This is a genomic window from Candidatus Lernaella stagnicola, from assembly GCA_030765525.1.
GTDB lineage: Bacteria > Lernaellota > Lernaellaia > Lernaellales > Lernaellaceae > Lernaella > Lernaella stagnicola.
In genome coordinates, this window is record JAVCCK010000038.1 from 269,767 (window position 1) to 282,002 (window position 12,236).

Consider the following 12,236-nt stretch of genomic DNA (forward strand, 5'->3'; position numbering starts at 1 on the left):
GGTCGGGTTATGAACGAGCAGGTATTGCGCAACATTCTGAAGTTCACCAAAAAGCTCAAGAAAAACCCCTATGCCAAGTTGTACGCACCGCTCGGCGACGGCTACCGCAAAGTCGGTTTGCTGGAAGATGGAACCGACATCTGCCTGGTCGGCCTCGAGCTCTTCCCGCGGTACTTGGCCTGCAACGAGGTGTTGGGGCGGATCTACCTGCGCCAAAACCGCCTCGACGAAGCCAAGCAGCAACTGGAAAAAGTCCACGAAGTCATCGGCGACAACCTCGGCTTATGCAAAGCCCTGGTGCGTCTGTACGCCCGACGCGGCGAACGCGAGCGCACCGAAGAACTACTCGAATGGATCATCAAGCAGGATCCTTTCGATTTCGAGATGCGCAATATCCGCACGCAGTTGCAGCGCGAACTCGAGCGCGAAACGCGGCGCGAAGAAGCCGTCGCTCGCGGCGAAGACCCCGACGACGTCGATATCTTCGAACTCGCCGAACGCAAGGCAGTGGTCGACATCGAAAGCATCATCTCCGAAGAATCCGACATCGAATACGATCGCGAGGCGCATCAGCGCGCCACCGACGCCGCACTCGACGGCCTGGAGAGTATCGAAGGCGCCATCGACGCCTCGGCCAACCAACTCGTGGCCGACGCGCAATCCGAAACTCGCAAAAAAGGCAAGAAGAAAAAGCGCGGCAAAAAGAAAAGCGCGTTGCGCCAGGACATCATCGACCGCAGCATCAAAGATCTTTCCGCGGCCGCGCTCGTCGCGCAAATCGAATTGGAGCTCAGCCTTCTGGACGAGGCCGCGATCATTTGCGGGAGGTTGCGGAAAAGCGAACCGGACGACGACGACTTGAAAGACCTGCACGACAAGTTCGAACGCCGCATTGAAGCCAAGGAAGCCCAACTCGAAGAACTGGAAAACCAAAACCTGGCTCATGGCTTATAAAACCGCCGTTTTCGCGGGCTGTCTTTTCCTTCTCTTATTCGTTTTTTCCGCCTGCGCCGGCAGCCCCCCGCCGCCCGCCGACACCTTGCGTATCGCTTTGGAAGGCAACCCGACCAATCTTGACCCGCGTTTCGCCACCGACGCCTACTCCGTGCGCATTCTGGCACTCGTGTACGAGGGCTTGTTGGCCGCCGCGGCCGACGGCAGTGTCGAGCCGGCGCTGGCCGAAAGCTACGAAATCCTCGACGAGCGCACGTATCGATTCCGGTTGCGCGAGGGTCTGGCGTGGCAGGACGGGCAACCGATCACCAGTCGGGACGTGGCCACCAATTTCCGGTTTCTGGCCGATCCGGAAAACAAGTGCCCGGTGCAGGACACCTTCCGCCGCATCACGAGCATCGATACGCCGGACGACCGAACCGTTATCCTGCATCTCGACGAGGTCTTCGCGCCCTTTCTGGACAAGATGACCCGGCCCCTGGTGCCCGCCCATCGCCTCACGCCTGACTCGTTGGCCGACGACCCGGTGGGTTCCGGGCCCTACAAGCTGACGGAATTTCGCCGCGGCGAACTCGTGGTATTGGAAGCCTCCGAAAATTACCGCAAAGGCAAAGCGCGCATTCCAAGAATCGAATTTCGCGTGATCGGCAACGACACCACGCGCTTGCTGCGCATCCGCAAGGGCGATGTCGACCTGGTGCAAAACGCCGTGCCGCCCTTTGCCGTGAAATTTCTGTCCGAGCTACCGGGCCGCCGGGTGATCCGCGAAACCGGCGTCAACTACAGCTACCTGGGCTTCAACCTGCAGGACAAGCGCGGTTTGGTCGACAAGATCAAGGTGCGGCAGGCCGTCGCGCACGCCATCGACCGACATCAGATCATCGACTCGCTGATGTTCGGGATGGCCCGACCCGCGACCGGATTGCTCGCCCCGAGCAACTGGGCGTATGAGCCGGACGTGCCGACTTATCCCTACGATCCCGCCCGCGCCAAGCGGCTCCTCGACGAAGCCGGTTTTCCCGATCCCGACGGCGACGGCCCGGCGTTGCGCTTCACCTTGTCCTACAAGACGAGCACCAACAAGTTGCGTATGCGCATCGCCGAGGTCATGGCGCAGCAACTGAGTGAAGTGGGGATCGGCTTCGAGCGGCGCAGCCTGGAGTGGGGAACGTTTTTCCAAGACATCAAAAGCGGCAATTTCCAGACCTACACGCTCACGTGGGTGGGCGTGACCGACCCGGATATCCTGCATTACATTTTTCATTCGTCGATGCAGCCGCCGCGCGGCGCCAACCGCGGCCGATACGTCAACGCGCAAGTCGACCGATGGCTCGAGGACACGCGCCGCGAGCCTGATCGAGACAAGCGCCGCGAACAGTTTTCGCGAGTGCAAAAACAGCTTGCCGCCGACTGCGTGTACGTGAGCTTATGGTGGGCGGATAACGTGGTCGTGCACACCAACCGCCTGCGCGGGTTTTTCATCCGGCCCGGCGGCGACTACCTCAGCCTGGCAGGAGCCGAACTAGTCCCGTGAAAAAACGCGCGCCGATACTAGGTATCCTGGCAGCCCTGGGGTTGGCGTTACTGCTCTACGCGTGGCAGATCGAACCGCGCCGACTCACCGTGACCCACGTCGAACTGCCCCCACGCCTGGCCGAAGCTTTCACCGGCAAACGCATCGTGCTGATTTCGGACCTGCACATCACGAAGGATTGGCGCAAACAGCGGTCATTGCTGGCCCTGCTTGAAAAGCTGAAGCCCGACTATCTACTGATCGGCGGCGACCTGGTTTGGTACGAGAGACCCGTCGAGCCGGTCGTCGCGTTTCTGAAAAGACTGCCGCCCACGGCAGGGACCTTCGCGGTGCTGGGCGACAGCGATTACATGGGGCGGGTGCGTAATTGCGCGTATTGTCACCTGCCGCAATCGCGCCAACTACGCACCGACCTGCCGCTCACCTTCCTGCGCAACGAAGCGCTGACCATCGCCGAAGGCAAGGTGCTGCTGGTCGGTTTGGACGGCGAGGACGACAGCGGCTGGTCGCAAATCTGCCGCGAAACGATTGCCGCCGACCTGCCCACTTTGGTGCTCGGTCACTATCCGGCAGTCGCCCGGGTTGTGGCGCCGTATCATCCGGACATGATCCTCGCCGGCGACACCCATGGGGGACAGATTATCGGAGTGGCGGCGTTGATTTCCGCACTCGGCATCCATGGGGATATGCCCTATGCCTACGGCCGTTACCAGGTGGACGGTGTGCCCCTGTTTGTGTCGCGGGGGATCGGCGAAAGTATTCTACCGCTGCGCCTGGGCTGTCCGCCGGAGGTCGTCGTGATGGAGGGCCGGCGATGAGGAAATGGTGGCCGCTGCTGTTGCTGGTGCTGCTCGCGGGTTGCCGCGGCGATACGCTGATGATCAACAGCTTCGAAACCGACGCCGACCTCGACGCGCTCACCTGGCGCTGCCCTTACTGGATCGAACGCACGACTAGCTTCGCCACGCACGGCGGGCAGGGGCTGGCAGTCGAGATGCCGCCGGGCGAATACCCAACGCTGGAATTGCGCGACGTGCCGGCCGATTGGCGCGGCTACCGTTATTTCGAAGTGGATCTATCCCTGCCCGAACTGCCCGGCGGCGAGTTGTTCATTCGCATTGACGATCAGGGCGATTCGGAGCGCTTCGCCGATCGCTTCACGCTGACCGTGCCGCTGACCGGCAAGCCGCAGCACGTGCGCGTGCCCCTGGAACGGATCGAGCGGGGAAACGGCGGGCGGCGTCTCGACCTTTCGGCGATGGACCGTATACTATTCTACTTGAAACACAGCGACCGCCGCGTGACCTGTTACCTCGATGGAGTGCGACTGAGCCGATGAGCAAACCGATCCCCAACGCCCTGACCGTCGACGTGGAGGATTACTTCCACGTCAGTAATTTCGAGGCCGTGATCGCCCGCGACCAATGGGCGAACATGTCGCCCACCGCGCCCGATGCCGTCCGGCGCATCATCGACACGCTCGCGCGCTACAAAGTCACCGGCACGTTTTTCGTCCTGGGTTGGATGGCCCAGCATCATCCCGACCTCGTGCCGCGCCTGGTCGCCGCCGGTCACGAAGTGGCCTGTCACGGTTTTAACCACGAGTGCCTGCACGCACTGTCGCCCCGGCAGTTCCGGGATGACATCCGCCGCGCCAAGGCGTTGCTGGAAGATCAAGCGGGCGTCGCCGTGAATGGCTACCGGGCGCCGAGCTTCACGATCAACGCGGCCACGGAATGGGCAATCGATGTGCTGATCGAAGAGGGTTTCACCTACGACTCGAGTATCTTTCCCGGCCGCAAAAAGATGCCGATCGGCTTCCTAGGCGTAGACCGGCGCCCGATTCGCCTGCAACGACCCGCCGGGTCCCTGGTCGAACTGCCCCTGGCGCGCCTGGAAGTGTTGGGAAAGCGGTTGCCCTTCTCCGGCGGTGGGCCGTTTCGGGCGGCGCCGTGGTTCCTGATTCGCGCCGGCGTCCGCGACTGGCATTTGCGTCAAGGTCTGCCCTTTGTCCTATTTTTTCACCCGTGGGAAATCGTCCCAGACCAAAAACGCGTCCCCGCCGGTCCCATGGAAAGCTTCAAGCATTACTTTGGACTGCGCGGGTTCGAACGAAAAATCCACCGCCTGTTGCGCGAGTTTTCGTTTGGTCCGGCGCGCGATCTTCTGCCGCTCGCCGATTGATCGCCGGGGCGCCTTGCCGCTACACTAACGCGTCGCGAACCACAGGGGAGACTCCTTGGAAGTCGGAAACCTCACGCACAATGCCAAGCGCCTGTTGGGTGTGATTCCCGTCATGCTCGTGGCGGGCTTTGTGGTGGGGGTAATCGCCGCGATCTGGCGCGTTACGGAGAGCGGAGACCTCGGTCACGGCTTGTGGCGTACGGCGCTGCACATGACGACTCACACGATGAATTTGGCTGTGTACGGCGCGTTTTCACTGGCCGTGTTCATGATCCTTCTTTCCGGACTGCAACTCGTTCGCGGGCGGTCGTTGGCGGCCTCGCTGCGCGCCGCGGTCGGCTTTCACCTTTTTTATCCCGTATTCATGCTGATCGCCTGGTTGGCGACAGATCTCGCGGTTTCGACCTTCCACTTGGAAACGCACAAGTTGCCGGAGTTCATCCGCCAGAATGAAGACTTAGGAAGCTTTTTGCTGGATCGCTTCCTGAGTTCGCTGGACCTGCGGTGGATGGCGCAAAACCTCGTGGAGAAAGCCGGTTGGCTATGGCCGTCGTTTTTCCTCGCGGCGATATTCGCCACTTGGTTCGACCGCAGCGTGGCCGGATTGGGACGACGGTTCGCGCGGCGGAAACCACGCAGCGAGAGCACCGCCTCCCGCTGGCCTGTGCGGGCTGTGGCGTCGATGTCGATTGTCGCGGCGCTGGTCGTACCGCTCAACATGGGCGATCTGCTGGCGAAAGCCACCAATCGCGCGCCACAGCCGAACGTGATTCTCGTCAGTCTCGATACCGTGCGCGCCGATGGATTGGGGTGCTACGGCGGTCCCGACAACACACCGGTGATGGACAAGCTGGCGGCCAATGGCGTGTTGTTTGAGGAGGCAGTCAGCAACACAAGTTGGACCCTGCCCGGCCACGGGGCCATGCTCGCCGGGGTGCAACCCACCGCACTGGGCTTGCTCAAGGTCACCGACCGCCTCAGTTCGAAAGCATTGACCTTGGCCGAAGTGCTGCGTGAGCACGGCTACGACACCGGGGCGATCGTCAGCTACATCTTGCTGGATAAAGTCTACGGCTTCGGCCAGGGATTCGAGCATTTCGACTACGAAGATCACCAGCCCGCCACCGACATCGTGGATAAGGCCATTGCCTATATCGACGAGCGGCAGCAGCAAAAATTCTTTTTGTTTTTGCACCTATACGATGCCCACTGGCCCTACGAGCCGGAATATCGAACCGCCAGACGCCTTTGGCCGCAACGAGTGGATCCGGCGTTGCGCGATCTTTTGGACACAACGGATTACGCCCGCTTTGCTCTCAAGGTCGTGCGCGGTCCCGAGCACTTCAACCAATATTGCCGCGCGATGTACGACGGCGAAGTGCACGATGTCGACACCCAACTCGGCCGCCTCTTTTTGTATCTGGTCGAACGGGGCATGGACATGCGCACGATCATCGTCGTGACTTCCGACCACGGCGAAGAATTCCTCGAGCACGGATTGTTCGGACACGGATTGACCCTCTATGACGAGGCCTTGCGGGTGCCGCTGCTGATGCGCTTCCCCCATCTCCTGCCCAGCGGCGTGCGTGTAAAAGGGCAGGTGCAAACGCTGGATATCTTCCCCACGGTGTTGGGCCTGACGGGTATTGATCCCGCCCGTTACGGCCTGGGCGGTCGCGATCTTACTTTTGCCGCCGCCGCCGGCAGCGTCGACGCGGTGCCGATGCTGGCCGAAACAGCCATGAGCGGCAATTTGCGCTACGCGTTGCGGACCGGCGAGCACAAATTCCTTACGCCGGTGCATCTCGATTTCGGGCATGGCCTGGTTGTCGACCACGCGGAGGAGGCGTATGACCTGACGAGCGATCCGAACGAACGGAACAACCTCGCAGAAAGCCGGCCGAAAATGCGTGAGATGCTTCGCAACCGACTAAACGAGCAACTCGGACGCATCGAATCCGAATGGGGACTGGGAGAAAAGCTCGGTATTTCCAGGGAGTTAACTGCTGAAGAGCTTGAACGGCTTCGTTCCTTAGGTTATTTGAACTAGCGTTCGTCTCGGCGAAGCGGGAGCCTCTTCCGCTTGTTGAGACGATTGATAAATCCGCCCATCACCCGCTTCCTCACAAGTACGAAAAATTTCATGAAATTTCTCAAGATAAAACGCTTAACTTCATGATAACCTTACACTTTTCGCATCCACCCACCCTGTCCCTCCGAAAACGCCTTATTATCAACAGCTTACGCCGATGAGACCAAAAAAGGCGAGTGTTAATAGGCATATCATCGACTACGAGGTTTTTCATTTTTAACTTGACCGCTGGATTTGCTGTGTGCTATTTGCAGAAACAATTGGCTCCCCGAGTGGGAGTCAGCGAGGTTGTTCGTTCACAAATTCATTGTTTCCCGAGAACACGTTAAGGAGGATATGTATCATGACCAATAAACTCTTCTTGCTGGCCATCGTGTTTAGCTTGGTGCTGAGCCTTGGCATCGTAGTTGCCTGCGGCGACGACGACGACGACGACGACGACACGGCTGGCGACGACGACACGGCTGGTGGCGACGACGACACCGGCGGCGCGTCTGCTTGCGCCACCGCGTACACCGAACTGTACGTGGACTGCGAATTCGTCTTCTACGATGTAGACGATGTCGAAATCGAATTGGCCAGTGTCATCGCGGCTTGTGAAGAAGGCGCTGCTGACTACGCCGAAGGTTCCGATATTTTCAATTGCATCGACGAAAGCACTGGCGATTGCGATGCGATCGGTGACTGCCTAGCCGACCTGTTCGCCTAATTCATTAAGCGAATCGTAAGAGAAAGCCCCTGGGCGAAAGCCTGGGGGTTTTTTTTGGGCCCGACTTGCTCCAACGGCGGCGCGTTTCATTTAATCTTGACTGTTGAGACTGCGACCTGATTCCGGAGCGAAACGGTGTGGACTCAGCGGCCACACCAAGGCCGGCGCAAAACCAAACGATTCCCCGCTGATCGCTTGCCAATCCGGCGGCAACGGTTATGCTGATAGTGTTCCCGAAACGGAGGTCGAACATGTCCGACGACGAACGCAGTTGGAACGACGAAGACCGTCCTTCATGGCGCGAAATCGATCAAAAACGAGAAAAGCCCGGTCATCACCGCGACGAACCCAGCGAGTTCCACGGCACGAAAAAGCAACAGGCCTGGGCGCGCGGCATGGCAAAACGCGCCGCCGAGGAAGTGTTCAAACCAAAAAAGAGCGCCGAGCAACAAAAGGCCGAGCAGAAATTGGTCAAAGCCAAGGGGTCACCGGCCTTCGACGACCTGGCGCTCGCATTTCTTGAAGAATTCGGCCTCACCGATGATTGGCACATTCATCTGTTGCTCAGTGACGCCAAAAAGAACGCCGTAGCCATCCCGGCCATCGAGGCGTTGGCGGCGCAAGCCGATTCGATGGGAGACACCGAGAAGCGCAACATTGTCGCCCAACTGAAAATGTTGGCGATGACCGGCAAAATGAAGATCAAAAAGGCCGCGAAATCGGCTTTGGAAGTACTCGATTAGTTCCCTTTCAGGAGAAACCAATGTCGGATAGCTTGCTGCTGGTGCGGGATGAAGGCTCGGCCCGCATTCTGTCGTTCAATCGTCCGGAAAAGCGCAACGCGCTCAGCTTGGAATTACTCGAAGAGTTGGATGCCGCCATCGAACACGCGGCCACGACCAAAGAAATCCGTTCGCTCATTATTACCGGCGAAGGAGCCTCGTTCAGCGCCGGCATCGACCTGATGTCGCTGGCCGCGGCGGGAATGAACGCCCGCCATGCCGATTTCCGTCGCCTGGCGCAACGCCTGCAGGAATTGCACAACAAGCTGGCGCGGCTGGAAAAGCCGGTGCTGGCGGTTCTGCACGGCCATTGTCTCGGCATGGCGCTGGAGATGGCGTTGGCGTGCGATTTTCGGATCGCGGAAGTCGGAACCGATATTCACATCGGCGAAGTGCGCGTCGGGTTGATTCCCGATGTCGGCGGATCGACGCGACTGGTGCGGACCATCGGCTTGCCGCGCGCCAAAGAATTGATCATGACCGGCAAGAACATCGACGCCGACACGGCGCTGGCTTGGGGGCTGGTCAACGAACTGGTCGATTCCGGCCAGGGTCTCGCGCGGGCGCTGCAGTGGCACGCCGAACTCGAGAAAGGCGCGCCCTTGGCGGTGGGCCTGTCCAAGTTGGTGCTTGAACGCGCGTACGATCTGGACATCCACACGTCGCAACAGATCGAGGGTCTGGCTCAGTCCACCTTGTTCGGTACGGAAGATTTCCGCGAGGGCGTAATGGCCCGCATGGAAAAACGCGACCCGAAGTGGAAAGGCGAGTAGCCGCCGCGCCGCCTACAGCACGACGAACGTGCCCTCTACCGGGTCGGCCCCATTTGACAGGCGCACCCACCCTTCCGCGTCGTTGTAGAACGCCAGCGTCATCCAACCGATATCGGATACGGCGATGATCATATTGCGCATGGCGTAGCCGTCCATCATCCAGCCGTCGGTAACCAAGCTCATCTCGATGCCGTCCACGTCGATAATATCGAAGACTTGAACCGTTTCGCCGGCCGACACACTAAGCTGCACGCCGTCGAGATTTTCGATGCGCAAGCCCTGGCAGCGGTTATGCATTTTCTCAGCAGTGAAATCGAAGAAAACAGTATTGCTTTCGTCGGTAATCGTGAGCGTCCCGTCAACCAGTTGCATGCCGTCGAAACGGGCGTCAATTTCGTAGCTAAAGCCCTCCGTCTCGTAACCGGCGTGAAGCCAATCGCCGTCCAAGACGCCGGTAATCTCAATGCCGATCGGTAGCCACGCTTCGGTCACGGTATCAAAAACGGAATAAACCAACGTGCCGTACACCTGGTCGCCGACCAACGCAAAATCGATTGCCTGATAAAACCACACGGTTGCTTTACCCTCGGTCTCTGTGCTGGCTTCCGCCTTCCATAAGCCGTCGAGGCCCGCGGTTGGCCCCTCCTGGCACGGATCGCCATTGTCCAACGGTTGGAAAGGTAGTGAAACGGAATACGCATCGTAGCGGTACGCGTCCGTTTCATCCGTGACCGCCAGGGTGACCGTCGCCTCGATGGCGTCCTTTCCGAGGGGCAACGTGGTCGGAATGCTCAACCCGTCCGGCTCGCCATCGGCGGGAAGCACGACGTCCAGTTCGTAGCTCTGACCTGCGAATTCGGTCAAGTCCTCTTCCAGCACGCACTCTTCCGACCACCACCATACTTGCGCGTTGGCTCGCTCGTCCTGCCAGTTGAGATTAGCTTGCAGACGCAGCGTTTGGTCGCCGGTCACCTCCGGTAAGGTCAGCGTGCCGGTGAAGCGCACACTCTCGCCCGGACCGGCCTCTTGTGGGGACACGGCGATGGTATCCATGCCGCCGACGGCCAAATCGGGGTCGCCGCCGCGGCTGTACCAACTGCTGAACACGGCTTCGCCGCCAATCACGCGCCACTGGCCGTCGCTTTCCAGCACGAAATGGCTGATGCCGTGGTTTTCGGCGTCGCCGTGGAGATCAAAGCCGATATTGTTCGTGTCCAAAACCAATATGTCGATCAGGTTCTCTACCGTCACGACGGCCGTATCCATATCGTCGCCGAGTTCCACCTCGACGGTGGCCTCGTACTCGGTGACGCTGACATCTTCGCTTTCGTCCAGCGTTTCCAGTTCGTCATCCATATACGCCTGCTTGTCGAAACCGGCGTAATCGTAGTTCTCACTCATGTGCGGAAACACTTTGTTTTCAAGACCATCGACGGTGCGCGCCATCGCGCCTTCGATGATTTCGTTCATGATGGCGGTGATTTCGGCCACGATTTGCTCGGCCTGATCCTCGTCGTCATCGCCGTTGTCGTCATCGTCGTCGTCGCCGCAGCCTACGGCGAACAAGGCGCAACTAAACACTGCTAAAAGTAGAAAAATGACCGTCCAACGTACGGTTTTCATTTCATCCTCCCTTGCGGAACAATGGGCTAATACTAAGGTGAAGATACACGACGTTTGGGTTATTCTAAACGCGAATACAGTAAATCATAAAAGAGTCGTCTATGCACGCATCGACCTTTGTTCACCTACTCGCAGCCAACGCCGCGAACCATCCGGATCGCGCCGCGGTGCGCTTTGTCGAGGGTGAAGGTTGCATGACGTACGGTGAATGGGCCGCCTGGGCGGGCTCCTACGCCGCCCGTTTCCAAGAAGCGGGATTGCAGCCTGGGCAGGTCCTCGCCCTGCCCGCCGACCGTAGCCGTGAGTTTTTCGCCGCGATGTACGGTGCGTGGATGGCGCGGTTGAACGTGGCCCTGCTCAATCCGGACCTGGCGCCCGCCGATCTGGCCGGCGCGGTGGCCCTGGCCGAACCGGTCGCAGCCGCGGGTCATCCGGACTCAGTGGCGAAGTTGGGTTTGCAACAAACTTTTTTCGAGTTTCGCGACGAGGGCCGTCCGCCGGAAGCGGTTATCACCGACCCGGCGGACTTTTCGGTGATCGTATTCACCTCGGGAACCACCGGTCGGCCCAAGGGCGTGCAACACACTCACGCCGGCATGTTTGCCTGCGTAGCAGCGACGTTTGACGTATTTCCCCTCGAAGACGGCTGCGTAATGATGTCGATTTTGCCGCATTTCCACCTCCATGGGCTGATGATGACCGTCATTTTGCCGCAATTTTGTGCGGGAACGACGGTCGTCGCGCCCGCTTTCGGCCCCTTTTTGGCGCCGCGACTTTGGGATTTGATACGGCGCTACGAGGTCAATCACTTCTCCGGCGTGCCCGGCATTTTGGGTGTGATGGCCGACTTTTTCCTTCGCCTTGACGCGCCGCCGCCGCCGTCGCTGCGCTTCGGTTTCTGCGCCAGCGCGCCGCTTTCGGCCGAAGCCCGCGCGGTGTGGTTCGACCGCATCCAATGCCCCATCGCCAATAACTACGGCCTGTCCGAAGCGAGCAGTTGGGTGGCGTTCGGACCGCTGGACCGCGAGCCGGAAACTACCGTAGGGCGACCGACGGTATGCGACATCCGGGTGGTCGACGATGACGGTCATCCTTTGCCCCACGGTAAGATCGGGGAAGTGACGATTGCCGGCGCACAGCTCATGCACGGGTACGTGGACAACCCCGAGCAGACCGCGCTGGCGCTGCGCGACGGCCGGTTGTTCACCGGCGATTTGGGTTGGCTCGATGAAGCGGGCTGGCTTTACCTGAAAGGTCGCAAGGCGGAAATGATTAACGTCGGCGGCCTCAAGGTGGCGCCGATGGAAATCGAGGGCGCGGCGAAACACCTGCCCGGCGTGGCCGAGGTGGCGGCCTTCGGTTATCCGGACCCGCGTTTGGGGGAAGTGCCCGCGTTGGCCGTCGTCCCGGCGGGGCAACCGCCGACGGTCACTGAGGTGCGGCGGTTGCTGGCACCGATCCTGACGGCCTACAAGCTGCCGCGCAAGGTTTTCCTGGTCGAAGCCCTGCCGCGCAACGCGCTGGGCAAGTTGCAACGAACGGCCCTGCGACAGCGTTTCGTTCCCGGCAATGCCGACGCTTGAAT

11 protein-coding genes are annotated in these 12,236 nt (G+C 60.1%); 10 read left to right on the forward strand and 1 reads right to left on the reverse strand.

The genetic code is table 11. From position 1 onward, the window contains the following. Positions 1–9: 9 nt before the first annotated feature. The 9 genes from P9L99_18230 to P9L99_18270 all read left to right on the forward strand — a co-directional run bounded on the left by P9L99_18230 (position 10) and on the right by P9L99_18270 (position 9,028). Positions 10–954 carry a hypothetical protein gene (locus P9L99_18230; GenBank protein ID MDP8225305.1) on the forward strand — a complete coding sequence of 315 codons (945 nt, stop codon included), beginning with the start codon at positions 10–12 and terminating at the stop codon, positions 952–954. After that, on the forward strand, positions 944–2,488 hold the full coding sequence (locus tag P9L99_18235) for an ABC transporter substrate-binding protein (GenBank protein ID MDP8225306.1): 1,545 nt from the start codon (positions 944–946) through the stop codon (positions 2,486–2,488). The genes P9L99_18230 and P9L99_18235 overlap by 11 nt, the downstream gene beginning before the upstream one ends. After that, positions 2,485–3,306, forward strand: coding sequence for a metallophosphoesterase (locus tag P9L99_18240; protein ID MDP8225307.1), 822 nt, complete (start codon positions 2,485–2,487; stop codon positions 3,304–3,306). Before P9L99_18235 ends, P9L99_18240 begins: the two co-directional genes overlap by 4 nt. Next, positions 3,303–3,827: a hypothetical protein gene (locus tag P9L99_18245; GenBank protein MDP8225308.1), complete on the forward strand. Its 525-nt coding sequence runs from the start codon at positions 3,303–3,305 to the stop codon at positions 3,825–3,827. Before P9L99_18240 ends, P9L99_18245 begins: the two co-directional genes overlap by 4 nt. Beyond that, a complete protein-coding gene (locus P9L99_18250) occupies positions 3,824–4,672 on the forward strand; it encodes a DUF3473 domain-containing protein (GenBank protein MDP8225309.1) in 849 nt (282 codons plus the stop codon). The genes P9L99_18245 and P9L99_18250 overlap by 4 nt, the downstream gene beginning before the upstream one ends. 55 nt (positions 4,673–4,727) lie before the next feature. Continuing rightward, a complete protein-coding gene (locus P9L99_18255) occupies positions 4,728–6,722 on the forward strand; it encodes a sulfatase-like hydrolase/transferase (protein MDP8225310.1) in 1,995 nt (664 codons plus the stop codon). A gap of 385 nt (positions 6,723–7,107) precedes the next feature. Then, positions 7,108–7,473, forward strand: coding sequence for a hypothetical protein (locus P9L99_18260; protein MDP8225311.1), 366 nt, complete (start codon positions 7,108–7,110; stop codon positions 7,471–7,473). Positions 7,474–7,724: 251 nt separating this feature from the next. Then, positions 7,725–8,216, forward strand: coding sequence for a hypothetical protein (locus P9L99_18265; protein MDP8225312.1), 492 nt, complete (start codon positions 7,725–7,727; stop codon positions 8,214–8,216). Positions 8,217–8,236: 20 nt separating this feature from the next. Then, positions 8,237–9,028, forward strand: coding sequence for an enoyl-CoA hydratase/isomerase family protein (locus P9L99_18270; protein ID MDP8225313.1), 792 nt, complete (start codon positions 8,237–8,239; stop codon positions 9,026–9,028). A 12-nt stretch (positions 9,029–9,040) separates the two neighbouring features. Here the strand turns inward: P9L99_18270 and P9L99_18275 are convergent, their stop codons facing one another. Then, the gene (locus P9L99_18275) at positions 9,041–10,651 is read right to left on the reverse strand and encodes a hypothetical protein (GenBank protein MDP8225314.1); all 1,611 of its coding nucleotides are present in this window, start codon (positions 10,649–10,651) and stop codon (positions 9,041–9,043) included. Positions 10,652–10,752: 101 nt separating this feature from the next. On the opposite strand from P9L99_18275, the gene P9L99_18280 reads away from it, so the two are divergent. Next, positions 10,753–12,234: a class I adenylate-forming enzyme family protein gene (locus tag P9L99_18280; GenBank protein ID MDP8225315.1), complete on the forward strand. Its 1,482-nt coding sequence runs from the start codon at positions 10,753–10,755 to the stop codon at positions 12,232–12,234. Positions 12,235–12,236: the final 2 nt, after the last annotated feature.